At 71.0% G+C, this 18,806-nt stretch carries 20 protein-coding genes and 4 pseudogenes; 10 read left to right on the forward strand and 14 right to left on the reverse strand.

Annotation, left to right across the window (positions count from 1 at the left end):
* Positions 1-611: 611 nt before the first annotated feature.
* Positions 612-998: a thiolase C-terminal domain-containing protein gene (locus UK82_RS42620; RefSeq protein WP_396229919.1), complete on the forward strand. Its 387-nt coding sequence runs from the start codon at positions 612-614 to the stop codon at positions 996-998.
* A 100-nt stretch (positions 999-1,098) separates the two neighbouring features.
* Here the strand turns inward: UK82_RS42620 and UK82_RS12455 are convergent, their stop codons facing one another.
* A complete protein-coding gene (locus UK82_RS12455) occupies positions 1,099-2,970 on the reverse strand; it encodes a DEAD/DEAH box helicase (protein ID WP_152989868.1) in 1,872 nt (623 codons plus the stop codon).
* Positions 2,971-3,436: 466 nt separating this feature from the next.
* On the opposite strand from UK82_RS12455, the gene UK82_RS37505 reads away from it, so the two are divergent.
* Together UK82_RS37505 and UK82_RS37510 are read left to right on the forward strand one after the other, a co-directional pair.
* The coding region (locus UK82_RS37505) for an acyl-CoA dehydrogenase family protein (protein WP_236705860.1) at positions 3,437-4,117 on the forward strand (681 nt) is incomplete at its 3' end.
* Between the two features lies 1 nt (position 4,118).
* Positions 4,119-4,585 (forward strand): annotated as a pseudogene (locus tag UK82_RS37510) (acyl-CoA dehydrogenase family protein); the annotation flags it as partial.
* Positions 4,586-4,730: 145 nt separating this feature from the next.
* On the opposite strand, the gene UK82_RS12465 reads toward UK82_RS37510, so the two are convergent.
* Together UK82_RS12465 and UK82_RS12470 are read right to left on the reverse strand one after the other, a co-directional pair.
* Positions 4,731-5,144: a hypothetical protein gene (locus UK82_RS12465; protein WP_044885729.1), complete on the reverse strand. Its 414-nt coding sequence runs from the start codon at positions 5,142-5,144 to the stop codon at positions 4,731-4,733.
* A 182-nt stretch (positions 5,145-5,326) separates the two neighbouring features.
* Positions 5,327-6,178, reverse strand: coding sequence for a DUF72 domain-containing protein (locus UK82_RS12470; protein ID WP_044885730.1), 852 nt, complete (start codon positions 6,176-6,178; stop codon positions 5,327-5,329).
* Between the two features lie 342 nt (positions 6,179-6,520).
* On the opposite strand from UK82_RS12470, the gene UK82_RS12475 reads away from it, so the two are divergent.
* From UK82_RS12475 to UK82_RS12480, 3 genes and pseudogenes are all read left to right on the forward strand, one after another.
* Positions 6,521-7,004: cysteine hydrolase (locus tag UK82_RS12475; protein ID WP_236705888.1), on the forward strand; the 484-nt coding region annotated here is incomplete at its 3' end.
* Between the two features lies 1 nt (position 7,005).
* Positions 7,006-7,108, forward strand: a pseudogene (locus UK82_RS41480) (cysteine hydrolase); the annotation flags it as partial.
* Positions 7,109-7,116: 8 nt separating this feature from the next.
* Positions 7,117-7,713, forward strand: coding sequence for a TetR/AcrR family transcriptional regulator (locus UK82_RS12480; RefSeq protein ID WP_044885732.1), 597 nt, complete (start codon positions 7,117-7,119; stop codon positions 7,711-7,713).
* On the opposite strand, the gene UK82_RS31315 is transcribed toward UK82_RS12480, so the two are convergent.
* The gene (locus UK82_RS31315; protein ID WP_236705861.1) at positions 7,682-8,551 is read right to left on the reverse strand and encodes a class I SAM-dependent methyltransferase; all 870 of its coding nucleotides are present in this window, start codon (positions 8,549-8,551) and stop codon (positions 7,682-7,684) included. The genes UK82_RS12480 and UK82_RS31315 overlap by 32 nt on opposite strands.
* A 513-nt stretch (positions 8,552-9,064) precedes the next feature.
* On the reverse strand, positions 9,065-9,535 hold the full coding sequence (locus UK82_RS12495) for a MarR family winged helix-turn-helix transcriptional regulator (protein WP_044888582.1): 471 nt from the start codon (positions 9,533-9,535) through the stop codon (positions 9,065-9,067).
* Between the two features lie 127 nt (positions 9,536-9,662).
* Between UK82_RS12495 and UK82_RS12500 the strand changes: the two genes are divergently transcribed.
* Positions 9,663-10,421 carry an SDR family NAD(P)-dependent oxidoreductase gene (locus UK82_RS12500; RefSeq protein WP_044888583.1) on the forward strand — a complete coding sequence of 253 codons (759 nt, stop codon included), beginning with the start codon at positions 9,663-9,665 and terminating at the stop codon, positions 10,419-10,421.
* A 72-nt stretch (positions 10,422-10,493) separates the two neighbouring features.
* On the opposite strand, the gene UK82_RS12505 is transcribed toward UK82_RS12500, so the two are convergent.
* Positions 10,494-11,489, reverse strand: a complete 996-nt coding sequence (locus UK82_RS12505; protein WP_044888594.1) for an aldo/keto reductase — start codon at positions 11,487-11,489, stop codon at positions 10,494-10,496.
* Positions 11,490-11,632: 143 nt separating this feature from the next.
* On the opposite strand from UK82_RS12505, the gene UK82_RS12510 reads away from it, so the two are divergent.
* Together UK82_RS12510 and UK82_RS37515 are read left to right on the forward strand one after the other, a co-directional pair.
* The coding region (locus UK82_RS12510) for a helix-turn-helix transcriptional regulator (protein WP_236705862.1) at positions 11,633-12,392 on the forward strand (760 nt) is incomplete at its 3' end.
* Between the two features lies 1 nt (position 12,393).
* Positions 12,394-12,487 (forward strand): annotated as a pseudogene (locus UK82_RS37515) (transcriptional regulator); the annotation flags it as partial.
* Positions 12,488-12,508: 21 nt separating this feature from the next.
* On the opposite strand, the gene UK82_RS12515 reads toward UK82_RS37515, so the two are convergent.
* A complete protein-coding gene (locus tag UK82_RS12515) occupies positions 12,509-13,120 on the reverse strand; it encodes a TetR/AcrR family transcriptional regulator (protein ID WP_044888585.1) in 612 nt (203 codons plus the stop codon).
* Between the two features lie 153 nt (positions 13,121-13,273).
* On the opposite strand from UK82_RS12515, the gene UK82_RS12520 reads away from it, so the two are divergent.
* Positions 13,274-14,209: an SDR family oxidoreductase gene (locus tag UK82_RS12520; RefSeq protein ID WP_055407239.1), complete on the forward strand. Its 936-nt coding sequence runs from the start codon at positions 13,274-13,276 to the stop codon at positions 14,207-14,209.
* Between the two features lie 37 nt (positions 14,210-14,246).
* Here UK82_RS12520 and UK82_RS12525 read toward each other — a convergent pair whose 3' ends face one another.
* The 7 genes and pseudogenes from UK82_RS12525 to UK82_RS12550 all read right to left on the reverse strand — a co-directional run bounded on the left by UK82_RS12525 (position 14,247) and on the right by UK82_RS12550 (position 18,667).
* Positions 14,247-14,672, reverse strand: coding sequence for a type II toxin-antitoxin system VapC family toxin (locus UK82_RS12525; protein WP_044888587.1), 426 nt, complete (start codon positions 14,670-14,672; stop codon positions 14,247-14,249).
* On the reverse strand, positions 14,669-14,968 hold the full coding sequence (locus tag UK82_RS12530; RefSeq protein ID WP_201784180.1) for a type II toxin-antitoxin system Phd/YefM family antitoxin: 300 nt from the start codon (positions 14,966-14,968) through the stop codon (positions 14,669-14,671). Before UK82_RS12530 ends, UK82_RS12525 begins: the two co-directional genes overlap by 4 nt.
* An 84-nt stretch (positions 14,969-15,052) precedes the next feature.
* Positions 15,053-16,027 (reverse strand): alpha/beta hydrolase, encoded by a 975-nt coding sequence (locus UK82_RS12535; RefSeq protein WP_044888588.1) that lies wholly within the window; start codon positions 16,025-16,027, stop codon positions 15,053-15,055.
* A gap of 78 nt (positions 16,028-16,105) precedes the next feature.
* The coding region (locus UK82_RS12540) for an NmrA family NAD(P)-binding protein (RefSeq protein WP_236705863.1) at positions 16,106-16,747 on the reverse strand (642 nt) is incomplete at its 5' end.
* Between the two features lies 1 nt (position 16,748).
* Positions 16,749-16,954, reverse strand: a pseudogene (locus UK82_RS42625) (SDR family oxidoreductase); the annotation flags it as partial.
* Positions 16,951-17,367, reverse strand: a 417-nt coding sequence (locus UK82_RS12545; protein WP_236705864.1) for a cupin domain-containing protein, incomplete at its 5' end; no start/stop codon positions are given. The pseudogene UK82_RS42625 and the gene UK82_RS12545, both read right to left, overlap by 4 nt.
* Before the next feature lie 367 nt (positions 17,368-17,734).
* Complete coding sequence (locus UK82_RS12550; protein ID WP_152989869.1) at positions 17,735-18,667, reverse strand: AraC family transcriptional regulator; 933 nt, start codon at positions 18,665-18,667, stop codon at positions 17,735-17,737.
* Positions 18,668-18,806: the final 139 nt, after the last annotated feature.

The raw sequence follows: 18,806 nt of genomic DNA on the forward strand, positions 1-18,806 counted from the left end.
CCGACATCGACGGGCTGACCACCTGGGGTGGCAACCCGATCGACTTCGCGCACATGCTCGGCTTCTCGCCGCTGCGCTGGCACCTCGACGTCGGCATCTCGCCGGCCTTCATCAGCCCGGCCATCCACGCCGCGCACGCGGTCGCCAGCGGCCAGGCCGACGTGGTGGTGGCCATGCGGGTGATCCTGCAGCAGCCGAGCCGGGCCAACCTGTGGGCCGGCGGGACCGGGATGGCCTTCGACGCGCAGTTCCAGCACCCGTTCGGCGACCTGATGCCGGCGCAGTGGGCGGGCCTGCTGACCAACCGCTACCTGCACGAGTCCGACGCGACGGAGGAGGACTTCGCGAACTTCGCCGTCACCCAGCGCGGCTACGCCGCGAACAATCCCGAGGCGCTGTTGCGGGAGCCGCTGACGGCCGAGGACTACCTCGCCGCGCCCTACATCAGCAAGCCGCTGCGGCTGCTCGACTGCGACTATCCCTGCGACTCGGGTGCGGCCGTCATCTTCACCACCGAACAGCGGGCCCGCGACCNGCGCCAGAAGCCGGTGTTCGTCGAGGCGACCGCGCTCTCGGCGATCCACGACATGACCTTCGAGCTGCTGCCCGACATGGTCCGGACGTCGCCGGTGCACTGCCTGCAGGAGCTGTGGTCCAACACCGACCTGACCGCCGCCGACCTCGACTGCGCCCAGCTCTACGACGGTTTCAGCGTCATCACCCTGCAGTGGTTGGAGGCGTTGGGGGTCTGCGAGCCGGGGCAGGCCGGTCCGTTCGTCAGCAGCGGCGGGACGAGCCTCACCGGCGCGCTGCCCACGAACACCGACGGCGGCGCGTGCAACGTGGGCCGCCGCCACGGCGCGAACTTCTGCATCGAGGCCACCCGGCAACTGCGCGGCGGCCAGTCGGGCGAACGCCAGGTCGCCGACGCCGAGGTCGCGCTGTGGGCCAACGCGGTCGGCCCCTTCACCGGCGCGATGCTGCTCACCGGGTCGTAAGCGGCCCCCCGGGTCGTCAGCGGCTCACCGACCCGTCAGCGGCTCACCGCGACCCGGTAAGCGGCGGGTCCGCCGGGCCCGCGCGCACCCGCCGCGGGCGCTAGCGACTGTCCTGGCGCTCGCGGCGGACGGCGACCCGGCGACCCTTGATGGTGCTTCCCCGCAGTGAGGCGATCACCTCGTCGGCCGCGCCGTCGGGCACCTCGACGAGCGAGAACCGCTGCGCGATCTCGATGGCGCCGATGTCGCGGCCCGACAACCGGGTCTCCCCGGTGATCGCGCCGACGAGGTCCTGCGGCCGGACGCCGGCGCCACGGCCCGCACCGACGAACAGCCGAGCCATGCCCCCGCTGGCCGGTCGGGGTCGCCGCTCCCGGCGGCCGGCGCCGTCGCGTCCTGCCCGTTCGCCGCGCGCGTCGGCCACCGGCGGCAGGTCGGGGATGTCGTCTGCGTCGTCCGGCACGAAGCTGGCGTCGTGGGCGAGCTTCACCGCGGCCAGCGCGATCTCGATGGGGTCGAACTCGTCGGTGAGCGTCTCGACGACGACGCGGAACCGCTCCAGGTCGTCCTCGAGCAGGCTCTCCTGCAACGCGGCACGGGTCAGTTCCAGCCGCCGGGCGTGCAGATCGGCGACGGTGGGCACCTTCTCGACGGCGATCCGCTGCCGGGTGACCCGCTCGATCGTCTTGAGCATCCGGTGCTCGCGCGGCTCCGCCAGGGTGATGGCCACCCCCTCGCGGCCGGCCCGCCCGACCCGGCCGATCCGGTGGACGTAGGAGTCGGGCGCCGACGGGACGCTGTAGTTCACCACGTGGGTGAGCTGCTCGAAGTCCAGTCCGCGGGCGGCGACGTCGGTCGCGACGAGCAGGTCGGCCGTCGCCGTGCGCAGGCGCTCCATCACCCGCTCCCGCTGCTCCTGGCTCATCCCGCCGTGCAGCGATTCCGCCCGGTAGCCGCGCCCGTTGAGCGAGTCGGCGAGCTGGTCGACTTCCTCCCGGGTGCGGCAGAACACGATCGCCGATCGGGGCGACTCGACGTCGAGGATGCGGCCCAGCGCCGCCGTCTTGTATGCCCGGGGGACGACGTAGGAGACCTGCCGGACGAGCGGTGCCGCGCCTGGCTCCGGCGCCGCGCGGCCGATCTGGATGCGGACCGGATCGCGCAGGTGACGGCGGGCGATCTGGTCCATCCGAGGCGGTAACGTCGCCGAGAACAGCACGGTCTGGCGATCCTGCGGCGCCTGCTCCAGGATCGTGTCGATGTCCTCGGCGAAGCCCATGTCGAGCATCTCGTCGGCCTCGTCGAGGACGACGGTGTGCAGGCCGTCGAGGCGGAGCGTCCCGCGACCCATGTGATCGAGCGCGCGGCCGGGCGTGGCGACCACGACGTCGATCCCCTGCACCAGCGCGCGGACCTGCCGGCCGATCGGAGCCCCGCCGTACACCGGCAGGACCCGGGCGCCGAGATCACGACCGTACCGGTGGATCGCCTCGGACACCTGGACGGCGAGCTCCCGGGTCGGGACCAGCACAAGGGCCTGCGGGCCGCGGTCGCCGGTGCGGTCATCCGTCAGGCGGTGCAACAGGGGGAGCGCGAACGCGGCCGTCTTCCCGGTGCCGGTTGCCGCCTGGCCGAGCAGGTCACGGCCCGCGAGCAGGGGCGGAACGGCCTCCCGCTGGATCGGCGTCGGCTCCTCGTACCCGAGGGCGGCGAGGCTGCGCAGCAGCTCGGGCCGCAGCGCCAGCTCGGCGAAGCCGGCCACGTCGTCAGCCGGCTTGACGTCCCCTGCCGGCTTGACGTCCCCTGCCGGGTCGACGTCTCGTGCCGGGTCGACGTCTCGTGCCGGGTCGACGTCTCGTGCCGGGTCGACGTCTCGTGCCGGGCCGACGTCTCGTGCCGGGCCGACGTCCCTGGCCTGGCCTACGTCTCTCGTCGGGTCCGGATCCGGGTCCGGGTCGGTGGTCAAGCTCATGCGCATCCCCCAGTCGCGACTCGTGTGATCCGGGCATCCGCGCTGGTGCCGGCAGGTCTGCTCCGAAGGTAGTCGCTTGCCGCGCGCAGGTGCTGCGGACCGCCCGGGGAACGCCCCACCAGCGGCGTCGCCACCGAGTGCCCGCCGCATCCGGCTGGCATCACACTCCGTCACCGAACACCGGAATGGAACCTGTGAGCGGCTGGCGCGTGCNCCCGGTTGCGATCAAGGAGGGCTTGCCCGCACTCATGATCGCTGGAGCTGGAGCTGGAGCTGGGGCTGGGGCTGGGGCTGGGGCTAAGATCCGTCGCCCGGTTCCGCGGCGCTCTCCTGCGGCAGGCGTAGTGCTGGTGTATTACTTGGTCAGCTATCACTGTCGCGGATGGAGATCGCCTTCGGTTCCCGGTGGCGTCGCGTCGGCGCGGGCCCGCGGCCGGCGGCGCCCGGACAGGTGAGGAGGTCGGACGTGGAACGCACGCTCTACGGGGATGATCATGAACTGTTCCGGGAGTCGGTGCGCGCGTTCGTCGAGCGGTTCGTCAGTCCCGGCTACAGCCAGTTCATCGCGGATCGGGTCATCACCCGGGACGTGTGGCACGAGGCGGGCCGCGCGGGCTTCCTCGGCCTCGGTGTCGACGAGGAGCATGGCGGCAGCGGTGTGCACGACTACCGATTCAACGCCGTCTGGGTCGAGGAGCTGTCCAAGGTCAGCGCCGGGGTCGCGTCGTCGTTCAGCGTCCACACCGACATCGTCGCGCCCTATCTGGCGGACCTGACCACGCAGGAGCAGAAGAAGCGCTGGCTGCCCGCGTTCTGCTCGGGCGAGGTGGTCGCCGCGATCGGGATGACGGAGCCGGCGGCCGGCTCCGACCTGGCCGCGTTGCGGACGACCGCGGTCCCGGCCGGCTCGGACTGGATCATCAACGGATCGAAGACCTTCATCACCAACGGCTACTCCGCCGATTTCGTGGTGCTGGCCGCGCGGACCGATCCGGGGGCGAAGGCCGCCCGCGGCATCACGCTGTTCGGTGTCACGGCGGATACCCCGGGGTTCTCTCGGGGCCGCAAACTACACAAGGTCGGCCAGCCGGAATCCGACACGGCCGAGCTCTTCTTCACCGATATGCGGGTGCCGGGGGACGCGGTGNTCGGCGAGGTCAACCGCGGATTCCCGCTCATGATGGAGCGGCTGCCGCAGGAGCGCATCAGCGTCGCCGTCTCCAGCATAGCCCATGCCACCCAGATCCTCGGCGAGACGCTCGAGTACGTTGCCGAGCGCAAGGCGTTCGGCGCCGCCATCGGCAGCTTTCAGCACAACAAGTTTCTGTTGGCGGAGCTTGTCACGAAGATCGATGTCACCCAGGCGTTCGTCGACTCGTGCGTCGCGGCCCACAGTCGTGGACAGCTGTCCGCCGTCGACGCGGCGAAGGCGAAATGGTGGTCCTCCGAAGTCCAGAATGCCATCCTGGACGCCTGCGTGCAGCTTCACGGCGGATACGGCTACATGACCGAATACCGCGCCGCGCAGGCCTGGATGGACGGCCGGGTCACGAAGATCTGGGCCGGCACCAACGAGATCATGAAGGAGATCATCGGGCGCAGCCTCGGCCTCTGAGCCCCGCGGCGACCCCTCCCGCTCGTTTCCCACAAGCTGGGAGGGGCGTCGCACGCACACGGCCGCGCCCGGGTCGGGGCCGACGGCCGCGTGTCCGCCTCGAGCGGCCCGCGGACTTTCGCGCAGTGCTCGGCGAGGTGAATCCTCAGGCGTTCCGGTACACCAGGTAGACGTACTTGCCGCCGGCGCCCTTGTTCAGGTCGACATCGATGCGTCGCCACGGCGCCTGCGGCTGGATCCCGCTGTTGTCGCCGAGAATGACGTCCAGATCCTCGATCGGGCTGCCCAGGTGGGCTTCGCGGGTGAAGGCGGTGTAGATGTAGGCGCCGCCGGCGCCCTTGTTCAGGTCGACATCGATGCGGTGATAGCTCGGCGGCGCCGACTCGTCCTTGCTCAGCAGGAAGATGATGTTTGTGATAGGTGCACCGGAACCCTGCTCGTAGGCGAAATAGAGGTAGGCGCCCCCAGCGCCGGCGTTGAGATCCTTGCCTATCTTGATCCAGCCATCCGGTGTCGGCTCGTCGTCGACGAGTACGGTCAGATTCGTGACACCACTCATGTGAACATCCCCCACGCTGGTCGGCTGCTGCTGGTCGGCAGACCTGGTATCAGCATCGTTGCACGGAGAATCGGGCCTCGTCCGCGGAAAAAGGGAATGTCGAGGGCTGGTGGCAGCAGTCCGGCCGCGGTATTTCATGGCCGGGCAACAATGGCGTCGTGCGACCGTGGAGGTGGCTCGCGTCAGAAGAGGGTCGCGGGCGCGGTCGGTATCGGCTGCGGCAGGGGCGCCAACGCGGGCACGCGTGCCCGTACCTCGTCGTGGAAGCGGCGGGCGAGTTCCGGGGCGTCGGCGTTGTCCGGGGTGTGGATGAAGACGGTGGGGGAGCGGCCCTCGCGCAGCCAGTCGACCACGACGTCGACCCAACGCTGCCAGCCTTCGACCGTCCGGGCGGAATCGTCGCGGCCGAGGTAGCGGACGATCGGCCGGTCGGTCAGCGCGACCGATCGCAGCGGCACGCGCGGCTTCTTGGTCCAGGCGTCCCGTTCGGCATCGCTGGTCGGCGGGCTGCGGAAGAGGGCGGTGGTGTCGAAGGGAATCCATTCGGCGGCCGCGACGGCGAGTGCCGCCTCCAGCGTGCGCATCGCCCGGGGATCGTCGAAGAACGCCCGGTGGCGGACCTCGACGGCGTACCGGTGGGACCGGGGAAGCCGGCCCAGGAAGCGGGCGAGCGCGGGGACGTCGGCGGGCGCGAACGATCCCGGTAGCTGAATCCAGACCGCATGGGCCCGCGGGCCGAGTGGCTCGATCGCCGCCAGGAAGGCGTGCAGGGCCTCGTCGACGTCGGTGAGTCGGCGTTCGTGCGTGATGACCTTCGGCAGCTTGAGCACGAAGCGGAAGTCGGCATCGGTCTGCTGCGCCCACGAGGCCACGGTGTCCCGGGTCGGAGTCGCATAGAAGGTGGTGTTCCCTTCGACCGCGTTGCACCAGCCGGCGTAGTGCCGCAGGCGTTCGTGCGGCGCAAGCGGATGCGGGAGGAATCGCCCCTGCCACGACTTGTGCGTCCACATCGCGCATCCCACCTGCAGTCGCATGGTCCCCCCTTCGTGCCTCNCCCGTNCCCGTNCCCGTNCCCGTGGCGGACGGGCCCGAGCGCGCTCGCCAGGTTCCGACCGCCTCGCCTGCGACTGACCTGTCTGCGACTGACCCGTCTGCGACTGACCCGTCTGCACTGTATTCGGGCGTCGCGTCCGCCCCGGCCTGCCCAGAACGCCGCGCCACCGTTTTNACATTCTGGATGATGATTATCATCCTGTTCTGGATGATCGTGGTCATCCACCAAGTGGCGAGTGGTCGGAGCGTGGGGCCTCGCCACGAGATGCGGAAGGCGTGGGGCAGTGACCAACGTCGAATACGACCGTGCCCGGACCGGGCTGGTGTTGATCGATCCGTACAACGAGTTCCTCGCCGAGGCGGGCAAAATCTGGCAGGTGGTGCGGGAGATCGCCGGCGCCGTCGACCTGCACCGGCATCTGGCCGAGGTGCTGGCTGCGGTGCGGGCCGCGCGCATTCAGGTCTTCGTGGCGCCGCACCGGCGGCGGCAGCCCGGCGACTTCGACAACTGGAAGCACCTCACGTCGGGACAGCGGGCGATCCAGAGCGGCGCGATGCTCGCGGCGGGAAGCTGGGGGGCGCAGTGGTACCCCGAGTTCGGCCCGAGGCCGGGCGACGTCGTCGTGCACGAACACTGGGTTTCCGGCGGCTTCGCCAACACCGACCTGGACTTCCAGCTCAAGCAGCACGGAATCGAGAAGATCATCCTGGTGGGTCTGGTGGCGCACACCTGCGTGGAGTCGACGGGCCGGTTCGGTGCGGAACTGGGCTACCACGTGACGCTGGTCAAGGACGCGACCGCGGCCGNCAGCGCGGAGGCGATGCACGCCGCGCACGACATCAACGGCCCCACCTACGCCCACTCCATCGTGTCGACGAGAGAACTCCTCCCCGCACTGCCCACCGGATAGGCGGACCCATGGGACATTCCCAGCAGGACAAGGCGGCGAGCCACGACCGGGTCGTCCGCGTCGCCGCGGCCCGGTTCCGCGAGGCGGGGCTCGACGGCCCCGCGGTGGCCGAACTCATGCAGGAGGCCGGGCTGACGCACGGCGGCTTCTACCGTCATTTCCGCTCCCGCGAGGACCTCGTCGCCGAGGCGGTGGAGCACATGAGAACGCAGTTCGAGCACGGCATGGCGGCGGCCGCCGAGAACGGGTTCACCGGCCTGATCAACCAGTACCTGACCGAGGCCCACCGTGACTCCCCGGCAACCGGCTGCGCGGTGGTCGCGGTGGGCGGCGACGTGGCGAGGAGCGGCGAGCGGGCTCGCGCCGCGTATACCCACCAGGTGGAGCTCTATCTCGAGCTCATCGGCGAGCTCATCGGCGAACCCGTCGGCGGAGTCGGCGGCACCGCTGATCCGGCCGCCCGGCAACGAGCCGTCACGACCCTCAGCACCATGGTGGGCGCGATGCTGATCGCTCGAGCGGTCAACAGCAGCGAGCTGTCGCAGGAATTCCTCGACACGGTTCGAGGCCATCTCACCGGGCAGGCGGGGGAGCGACCAGCCTGACCGTCACCGTCGGCCGTCTCGCGACCGCCGCGACGACGTCGTCTTCTACAACGCCCGCCGCGGCGCCGCCACGACCACCTGACGGGTCGCGAGAGCCAGGAAACGGTGCGGTGGGTCGTCGTGGCTGTCCAGCCGCCAGCCGGAGGCGGCGAGCATCGGTCCGAGCCGGGCGGCGGACAGCGGCGAGCATCTCCGGAGTCACGTCCAGGCCGAGCACCCTGCCGGTGGGACCGACGGCGTCCCGCAACGCCGGCAGCGCGCGTCCGGTGCCGCACCCGGCGTCGAGGACCACCGCCCCGGGACGAAGACCGATCTCGCGGACGGCGGCAGCGTAGGCGGGCAGGTCGTCGCCGAACTTCGTGTCCCACGTCGCGGCGCGCACGCCGAAGAACGCCTGGCTCTCCCGGACGTGCCAGCCGCCGTCGCCCGCCAGCCGGTCCGCGACCCGACGGATCACCGGCCAGGCCGGGTCATCCACATCCACGACGACGTCGGCGCGACGCCCACCGTCGTCGCCGCGGACCCGCCTGCTGCGCAGCCGGACGACGACATCCCACCCACCCGCCGGCGCGTCCGCCCGCCACGACGCAGCATCAGTGACCGCCACCCCACCGTCCTCACCCATCGACGCGGCGCCCACGAGCCGATCGCAGTCCCGACCCGTCGCCCGCACCTCGTCGGCGATCCAGCCGGCGACGAGCCCGGTCATGCCTCCGTCGTCGGCACCGTCGACCAGCACCCGCACCCCGCCGGCCGGCAGCATCCCGACGATCGTGCGCAGCACCGTCTCCCACCGACGGGCCTGCTCCCCGGCCATCGCCCGCCCCTCCGCCGACACCGCGGCTTCTCCGGCGCCCCACATAGCCCATGATGGCGAACCGGGCGGCCCGCCCCGGCTCATCGCGACGCGTCGAGCTGGTCGAGCCACGCGTGGAACACCAGGCGGGCACGCGCGGCCAGCCGCGCACCAGGTCCGCGTCCGCGAGCGCGGCGTCCACCGCGCCGACGGACGTGTCGTCGCTGTCGCCCGCGTCGCTGTCGCCCGCGTCGAGGTACCGCACGCGGTAGCCGCGTTCGGACAGCAGGGGTTCGAGGATGCCGAGATCCTCGAACGGGACGTGCCGAACGGCTATCGCGGTGCGAGGAATGACCACAGCTACCGCCTACCACCCTGAGTCGACGCCACGCCAGCGCCTTCCTGTGGTCGCGGATACCGACCGGACCCATCGAGTGGGCGATCGCGCGGCTATACCAGGAGACCGGTGCGCGTCAAGGGAAGCCATCACCGACTTCGCAACCCCGACCCTCACGGGCATGACGTCACCGTTCCCGTCCACGCGGGAGTGGGTCTCTAGGCGCGGTCCTCGTCGGCGTCGGGGAAGTACAGGTAGAGGTCCATGGCCTGCATCATCGTGCGGAGCACGCGCCGAAGCTGGCGCTGCTGCTCGTCGTCGAGGAAGGCCAGGGTGCGATCCTCGGCTTTCCTGGTCGCCGCCTGGGCGCGAGCGAGCAGCTCGGTGCCCTCCGGCGTGATCCGGACCTGAAGGATCCGCCCGTGGGTGGGGTGCGGCTCGCGGTCGACGAGGCCCCGCTCGAGCAGCCCGGCGATCGCCGTCGACATCGACTGCGCGGTGACCCCGTTGCGCTGGCCCAGAGTGGCTCCGGACAGTGCCCCGGGGTCCACGAGGCCGAGCTGGGCGAGCGCGCCGAGCTGGGTGTGGGTCAGCGAGAACTCACGCAGCGCTCGGTCGACCTGCTGGGCGAGCGCTGTGCTCACCCGCCGCATCAGGTACGGCAACCGCTCCTCGAAGTTCTCCGCCACCGTGCTCCCTGTTCCGTTTCCTCCGTCGCGCCCGTGCTTGCGTGGCCACGGTAGCGGCCTGGACATGTGTCAGGTGCCTGATAATGTAACTGATATTGGCACGATCCGGCTCGAGAGGAGCAGAGCTATGAGCGCAGCACGCACCGTCGTGGTCACCGGCGCCTCCGGCGGCATCGGTTCCGAGATCGTCGACCGGTTTCTGACCCAGGGCGACACCGTCGTCGCCGCCGACGTCTCGTCGGAGGCGCTCGCCACCTGGCGCGCCCGGTGGGACTCGGGCGCGCCCGGCGGGCAGCACCCGTCGCTGCACGCCGTCGTCGCGGACATCTCCAGCGAGGAGAGTGTCGCCGAGCTGGCCGAGGCCACGCGGCGACGCTTCGACACCGTCGACGTGCTGATCAACTGCGCCGGTATCTTCCCCTCGGTTCCCTTCGAGGAGATGACCGTCGAGCTGTGGCGTCAGGTGCTCGAGGTCAACCTCACCGGCACCTTCCTCATGACGCGGGCGTTCGTCCCCCTCATGAAGGCGAGCGGCCGCGGTCGCATCGTGAACATCGGGTCCGGCTCGGTCTTCAGCGGTACGCCCCTGCAGTCGGCCTACGTCGCGTCCAAGGGCGGCATCATGGGCCTGACCCGGACCCTGGCGCGCGAGCTCGGCGGGTACGGCATCACGGTCAACCTGGTCACCCCGGGGCTCACCGCCACCCCGGCGGCGGCCGACGTGATTCCCGCGTCGGTGCTGGCGGAGCAGCGACAGTTGCGGGCGCTCCAGCGGGACGAGACCGCCGAGGACCTGGCCGGCCCGGTCTTCTTCCTCGCCTCCGACGACGCCGCCTTCGTCACCGGCCAGACGCTCAACGTCGACGGAGGCCGCCACCTGCTGTGACCGTCGTACGGCCTGAGGGGTGCAGGGCAGGGTAGCGACGCCAGCGGCCGAGAATCGGGGTCGGGGTCGGAATCAGTTCCCCACGCCGAGGCTCGACATGTGCGCGGATGGATACCGATCGCCGCGCGCCGCGCCCGCCGGCACCGCCTTCTCGATCTCGGCGAAGTCGTCCAGGGTGAGGTTCAGCTCCGTCGCGGGCAGTGCCTCGGCCAGTCGCTGGCGGGTGCGGGCGCCGATCAGCGGCACGATGTCCCGGCCCTGCGCGGCCACCCAGGCGATGGCGAGCTGGGCGACGGTGCAGCCCTTCGCCTCGGCGACCCGGCGCAGTGCCTCCACCAGGGCGAGATTGTGTTCCACGTTCCCGTTCGAGAACCGCGGGCTGAGGCCGCGGACATCGCCAGGGCCGGCGACGTGACCGGCGCTCCAGTGCCCGGAGATGAGGCCCCGCCCGAGGACCCCGTACGCGGTCAGGCCGATGCCCAGTTCCCGCAGCGTAGGCAGAATGTCCGCCTCCACCGCGCGGGACAGCAGCGAGTACTCGATCTGCAGATCGGCGATCGGGTGCACGGCGTGCGCCCGTCGTATCGTCTCGGCGTTGACCTCCGAGAGCCCGATGTGTCGGACATGACCGGCGTCGATCATCTCCTTGATCGTGCCCACCGTCTCCTCGATCGGTACCCCGGGGTCCAGCCGGGCGGGACGGTAGATGTCGAGGTGATCGGTGCCCAGCCGGGTCAGCGAGTAGGCCAGGAAGTTCTTCACCGCCTCGGGACGGCCGTCATGCCCGCCGAACTCGGAGCCCGGTCCCCGCAGCGAGCCGAACTTGACGCTCAGCGTGTAGCTGTCGCGGTCCCGGCCGCGCAGCGCCTCGGCGAGCAGCAGCTCGTTGTGGCCCATGGCGTAGAAATCGGCGGTGTCGATCAGCGTGACGCCGGCCTCCAGCGCGGCGTGCACGGTGGCGATACTCTCCGCGCGGTCGGCCGCGCCGTAAGCCCCCGACATGCCCATCGCACCCAGGCCCAGCGCGGAGACGGCCGGTCCGGTGCTGCCCAGGGTTCGTGTCTGCATCGCGTTCTCCTCGTTGTCGCTGGCGCCCGTCGTCGCCGGCGCCACCCACCATGCGCCTGCGCCGGGACGGGCAGCAGCGGAGTGTTCATCGTGGGAGCGCGGCTCCCTGGCTCGGCCTGCCGGGTCCGAGGGAGCATGAATCCATGCAGCGTGCCGAGCTCGCCGACTTCCTGCGCCGCCGCCGCGAGACGATGCGACCGGCCGAGGTCGGGATCGCCGACGGCCCCCGGCGCCGCACCACCGGCCTGCGCCGGGAGGAGGTGGCCATGCTCGCCGGCATGTCGGTCGACTACGTCGTACGCCTCGAGCAGGGCCGCAGCAGCCAGCCCTCGGCCCAACTCCTCGGCGCGCTGGCCCGGGCGTTGCGCCTCGCCGACGACGAACGCGACCACCTGTTCTACCTGGCCGGCCACCGACCCCCGCCCGCCGACGGCGTGGCCCGCCTGGCTCGCGCCGGCCTGGTGCGCATGCTTGATCTGCTCGGCGACACCCCGGCCCTGGTGCTGTCCGACCTGGGGGAGGTTCTCGCCCAGAACCGGGCGGCCATCCTGCTGCAGGGCGATCACACCGGCTTCTCCGGCGACCGGCGCTACATCGCGTATCGGTGGTTCACCGACCCCGCTGCTCGGGCCGCCTGCCCGGTGGAGGAACAAGAACACCGGGCTCGTCAGATTGTCGCCGACCTGCGCGCGGTCGCCGGCCGGCGGTCCGGCGACCCCACGGTCGCTGGACTCGTCGAGCGGTTGCAGGCCGCGAGTACCGACTTCCGCCGGTTCTGGGCCGAGCATGAGGTGGCGGTGAGGCGGGCCGACCGCAAGACCATGCTCCACTCGCGGGTGGGCCGCCTGCTGATGGACTGCGAGACCCTGGTCACCCCCGACCAGGGTCAGCGGCTGCTGGTGCNCACCCCGGCGAATACCGAGGCCCACGAGCGGCTGGAGCTGCTGCGCGTGCTCGGCCTCGAGGACTTTCCCAAGGGGCTCCGGGCACGCCCCTGACGTGAGGCGGGCCGGTGCGGCTCACCGGGGCCGCGCGACCGACGGCTGCGTGCCGCCTTCGAGGGTGGCGGGGCGTTCGAGGGCGGCGAGGAAGGTTTCGGCCGCGTCCTGGACCCGGTCCCGATCACCGGTGGCGAGCAGGTCGAGCAGCAGCCCGCGGATGGTGGCGATCACGAGGGTGGCCGTGCGCGTCGCGGTCGCCGGGTCGGTGTCCGGTCCCTGGGCGTCGACCAGGGCGCTCATCCAGTAGGCGACGACGTGCTCGAGGAACGCCGCGAACTGCTGCGGAGCCTGTAGTGCGCGCCCGTAGACCGCGAAGAACAGCCTGAACTCCGCTTCGTGTTGCGGGTCGAACGCCCGGGTCCAGGACGCGCGGGCCTCCGCGGCCAGGTCGGGCTGCTCGCCGGCCAGGTCGCGAGTGGCCGCGAAGATGCGCTCCCGCAGGCGTCCGAGGATGGCCTCGAGCATCTGCTCCTTGGTGCCGAAGTGATGCACCAACGTCGTGGGCGACACCCCGAGGGCGGCGGCGACGGGCCGCCACGTCAGCTCGGAGAACCCGTACTCGGCCGCGTACTCGACCGCCGCGTCGAGCAGCTCGGCCCGCCGCTGATGGTTGACCGGCCGTCCCGCCATGGCCGCCGCCTCCCGGGTCGTCGTGGTTTGACGTTGCTGGTACGGCCGCATACTGTCATTTCTAGTACGGTCGTACTATCAATGGTAGACGGGCATCCCGGGTCGCTCGCCGCGCATCCACCCCGGTGCGCGCCCCCATCGTGGAGGTTTCCCATGCATGTGTTCGTCACTGGAGCGTCGGGCTGGGTCGGTCGCGGGCTCGTCCCCGACCTGATCGCCGCCGGTCACACGGTCACCGGGCTCGCCCGCTCCGACGCCGCGGCCGTCGCCCTGCGGGCGGCGGGGGTCGCGGTCCGCGCGGGATCGCTCGACGACCTTGACACCCTGCGTGACGCCGCCGCGGCCGCCGACGGCGTCATCCACCTCGCGTTCAAGCACGACATCGCCTTCGCCGGCGACTTCGCCGGCGCCACCGACGCCGACCGCGCGGCGATCGGGACCTTCGGTGAGGCCCTCGCCGGCACCGACAAGCCGTTCGTCATCGCCTCCGGCATCCTCGGCGTGCTCGGCCTACCGCCGGGAGTCGTCGCCACCGAGAACGACGGGCGCGCCGCGCAGGACGCCGATCGCGAGGTCCCGATCAGCGGGGCGAACGGGCGGATCGACAACGCCAACTACACGCTCGCGCTCGCTGCCCGCGGGGTCCGCTCCTCGGTCGTGCGGCTGCCACCGGCCACCCACGGCGACGGCGACAACGGGTTCATCCCGACCGCGATCGACTTCGCGCGTCAGAAGGGCGCCGCGGCCTACGTCGGCGACGGAACCAACCGCTGGCCGGCCGTCCACCGCGACGACGCCGCGCGCCTGTTCCGCCTCGCCCTCGAAGCGGCGCCGCCCGGTTCGGCGCTGCACGCGGTCGGCGACGAGGGCGTCCCCCTCCGCGAGGTCGCCGAGGTCCTCGCCGCCCATCTCGACCTTCCCGCGGTCTCCGTCACCCCCGACCAGATCGGGGATTACGTCGGCTTCCTCGGCGGCTTCTGGGGATTCGACGGCCCCGCCTCCGCGCAGATCACCCGCGACCTACTCGGCTGGCAGCCAACCCGTCCGGGTCTGATCGCCGACCTCAAGGAAGGCCACTACTTCGCCTGATACTCCCACCGGTTCAGCTGGGACAGGACCCCGTCGATCAGCTCCCCGCAGCGGAGTGCGGCCCCGGCGCCGCGGTCGGGAGATCGGCTCGGCGCGCCGCTTCGAGAAGGCGCTTGTCGTAGGTGACAAACGCCTCCATCCGGGTGTCGTTCTCGTCGGACAGCCGAAGGGCGGTAGCGAGGTGAATGGCGTCGGGAGACCGTAGGAGCGGGTCATCAAAGGCGGCCGCGACGGCGCGCACGTGGGCATCGATTTCCAGGCGGTACATCCGGTCCAGTACTCGCGGCACGCGTCCGAGTGCTTCCGGGGCGGCTCGCCTGATCGCGCGCGTCACCTCCACCTCCGCCAGGGTGGAGGTGAAACGTGGTAGGGCGTCGCGGACGTTGAGCCAGTCAACAAGCGCGGGGCTTTCAGGTTCGGCCACGACAAGTTTCACTACTGCCGCCGAATCCAGGTAGATCACCAGCGTTCCTCGTCCCGCATGGCGATCAGATCGTTGGTCGCACTGACGGCGGGGTCGCCAAGAAGCGGCGGCATGGGCACCGGCCCCTCCGTCGCCGGCGGTATCGCGCGGCCCTCCGTCACAAGGCGGTCGAGCGCTGCTGTGCCACGGCCGATGGGGACCAGCCGCGCAACCGGACGCCCGCGGTCGGTCACCTCGATCGTCTCTCCGCGCCGAACCCGGTCGATGACCTGGCTGGTGCTCTGATTGAGTTCCCGCACCCCGACCCTGTCCACGTGCCCAGTGTAGAACATCATGTCCTACGTAGTGGTTGCGGGCATCGAGCCCCGGCCAGGCACCCGCCGGCCGGCGGTCCCCGGCTTGGCTGGACGGTGGGGCGGTCACAGGGAGCGGATGACCCTGATCCGGTCGGCCATGGCGCGGCGCGCGGCGTCGCTCTGGTAGGCGATGGCGTCGTACTCGTGCGGGGCGCCTGGGGTGAGGTGCAGTTCGACGGGCACACCACCGCGGCTGAGCAGCAGCGCGTAGGCCAGATCCTCGTCGCGGAAGATGTCGAGCTGGCCGACCTCGAGGTAGGCCGGTGGCAGCCCGGTCGCGTCCTCGAGCCGGGCGGGAGCCGCGAGTGCCGGTACCTCGGTGCCACCGGCGCGCGCACCGAGGAACGCCTGCCAGCCGGTGATGTTGTCCTCGTAGGTCCAGGCGGCGTAGGGCACGATGTGCGGGTCCGGAATCGTGGTGCGGTCGTCGAGCATCGGGAAGATCAGCAGTTGTCGCGCGATGGCCGGTCCGCCGCGGTCGCGGGCGAGGATCGACACCGCGGCCGCCAGGCCGCCGCCCGCGCTGTCGCCCATGACGGCGATGCGAGCCGGATCGACGGCGAGCTCGGTGGCGTGCTCGTGCAGCCACTGCAGCCCGGCGTAGACGTCCTCGACCGGGGTGGGGAACGGGTGCTCGGGGGCGAGACGGTAGTCCACGGCGAGGAAGGGCACGCCGCTGCGTGACACCAGGCGGCTGACGGCGCCGTCGTTGATCGACACGCTGCCGAGGATCATGCCGCCGCCGTGGAGGTACAGCACCGCGGGGCCGGGCGCGACGTCGTCGGTGTCGCTGGTGTCGGTGTCGCTGGTTCGATACCAGCGCAGGAGCAGCCTGGCTCCGTCCGCGGTGGTCAGCTCGTGATCGGTGATGCGGACGTCGTCGGCGGTGGGCTGAAGCCGGTCGACGGTGGCGAGCATCGTGTTCATGACGACGCGGCGGCCGTCGACATCGCCCACCGGCGGCGGTGCCACATCGGCCAGCCCGGCCATGAGGGGGCCGAGCGCCTCGGCGATCTGCGGATCGAGTTCAAGCGTCAACGGTCCGATGTCCTTCCCTGGGCTTGAAGATCCGGTGGGCGGCGCGGGGGGTCGGCGGGCGGTGAGCCCCCCGGCAGGTCATGACGCGCCCGGCCCGGATGCGCCGAGTTCCGCGATGTAGGCGGCCAGTGTGCGCGGCTCGCGCCGCAGGATCGTGCGGAGCACGAGTGCATTGCCGCCATGGAAGCCGTGCCGGTCGTACTCGGCGAACATCGCGCCCAGACCGGCGGGCTGCCCGGGCGGCAACGTGAACCCGGTGGGCAGGTCCTCGGCGGTCACCGCGCGACCGGCGGCCTCGGTCATCAGCTCGGCGAGCCGCACGCGGTCCACCGTGCCGGGTGCGGCGAGCTCGAACGTGCCGAAGGAGAGCCGATCGTCGACGAACGCGAGCGCGGCGGCCTCGGCGACGTCGCGGTAGTCGACGTAGGTCATCTTCGCGTGCTTCGACCAGGGCATGACGAGCGTGCCGGTGCGGCGGGCCTGCTCGTAGGCGCCGTCGAGGCCCTGCATGTACATCGCGGGCTGCAGGATCGTGAAGTCCAGCGTCGAGGCGTAGAGGGCCGCCTCGATCGGCCGGGTGCTGGCGTGGTTCTCCAACGGTAGGGAGGGGTGGTAGACGCCGTTGTAGACGATCTTACGGATGCCGGCGGACTGCGCCGCCTCAACGAGGTTGAGTCCCATTTTCGTCGCGTCCGGCGCGAAGGCCGGGGTGATCAGAAANGCGCCGTCGACGCCGTCGAACGCGGCGCGCAGACTGGCCGGGTCACCGAGGTCCGCGGTGACGGTCTCGCCCGCGCCGTGCCCCAGCGGGATGTCGCGCTTGCCCGGATCGTGCACGACCGCGCGTACGTCGATGCCGTGGCGCACGAGAGCGGGCACGACCAGCCCGGCGAACGTGCCGGTTGCCCCGGTCGCGAGGATCTTCATCGCGGCGGTCCGACGACGATATTGCCGAACTTCTCGGCCGCTTCGGCCATCCGTTCGGGGGAAATCTGGAAGCCGTCGGGTCGCGGGGTGGACTTGTCGCGGCCGCTGTAGCGGAACATGCCCTCAATGCCGGCCGGCGTGTTGATCATCAATAGGTCGGCCTTCTTCGACGTGATCCGGTAGGCGTGCGGCTTACCCTTGGGGAGGAAGACCACGCCGCCTTCGGACAGCTCGTACTCGCGGTCGTCGTACCAGACCAGCGCGGTACCGCTGATCAGCATGAACACCTCGTCCTCGAGGGTGTGCGTGTGATAAGGCGGCGCCTCGCCCTCGCTGACGTCGAATCTGCCCATCATCAGCTGGCCGTCGGTCGCCGCGCCGTCGAGCACCATCGTGAGAGTTCCGCCGTCGAGNCATTCGAGCTGCTGTTGCTGCTGGGCCTGGGCGAGATAGAGCATGCTCACGCCGTTCTCCTTCGCATCGTCGGTGCAACGTCCATCGCGCCTTCCAGCCCGGGGCCGGCACGGCGCGCCACGCGGGACGGAGCCCTCAACCGGGTGCGATTTCTGGCATCCACGCGCTAAGCCTCATGGTGACCACGCCTCGAGCCTAGGCGTACACGCATCCGGCGCGCATGCGCTTGATTGCTACAAAGATGTTCCTTATTGCGGCGCTCGCGCCTCAGGCTCGGTCACGTGTGGTCGCGGCCGGCCGCAGTCCATCGCGGCCGGTCGCAGTCGATTGCGGTAGTTCGCAGTCGATCGCGGCCGGTCGTAGCCCCTACGTCGCGCGGCTGCGGCGGAACGCCCGAGGCGCCATACCGGTCTCGCGGCGGAACGCGGTCGAGAACTGGCTGGCGCTGCTGAACCCGCACTGCCGCGCGATGTCGGCGACGGACAGATCGCTGTCCTCGAGACGATGCCGCGCCACGTCGATCCGCAGGCGGGTGAGAAACCGGCGTGGCGGCAGTCCCGTCGAGGCGTGAAAGACGCGCAGGAAGTGATACGGGCTCAGCCCGGCGCTGCCGGCCAGGTCGGCGAGCGACAGGGGCAGGTGAAGGTTGTCCCGCATGAACTCGACCGCCGTCCGGACCCGGGCGTCCTCCCTCCCGACGCCGACGGGCCCCGGCGATCCGGTCCCGTAGTGGCTGAGCACATGGGCGAGCAGGAAGGCCGCCGAGGTCTGCGCGTACAGCTCGTCGACTCCCGCGGCCATCGCGTGCGTGAGCGCGGTCAGGACGCTGCGCACGACGCGGTCCTCGGTCAACACCGGCTCCGTCAGGGTGACCGGCGAGGACCGTCGATGGCTCAGCAGGGCGGCGGTACGCGCGAGATCGGCTGCCGGGAGAACCATGACAACGAGCTCGCGGATGCCGCTCCCCGCCTGCGTCCACTCATAACTCAGCGGTACTCCGGCTGGGACGATCCACGCCTTCCCCGGCGCGAGCTGGGCGGATCGCCGCGCTACTCCGTCGCGTCGTTGCACGGCCACGCTTCCACGGGTCACGAGCATGATCCGGGGATGGGGCAGGACGCCCATGTCCGCGCGTCCCGAGGAATCACAGCGCTGAGCGACCCGGACGAGCACCGACTCCCAACCGGTATCCCGCACGCTGCAACGTCGGGTCGCACACCGCACGTCCTGGTCGAAGCGCTGCGCCAGGTCAGCCGCGGCGAACCGCATCGCCCCCGACGCCAACGGATCTGCCGTCACGCTGAGCTCCTGTGCTCTCGTCCTCAGGCCCCGCGGCGCGGGTCGCCTCGCCGTGTCCAACCCAGTCTGCACAGCGAGAGGCCGTCGAGCAGGCGAGGCAATCAGCTCCCCCGGCGACCCGCTGGGCAGGCTCACAGAC

This window comes from Frankia sp. ACN1ag (genome assembly GCF_001414035.1).
GTDB classification, from domain to species: Bacteria; Actinomycetota; Actinomycetes; order Frankiales; family Frankiaceae; genus Frankia; species Frankia torreyi.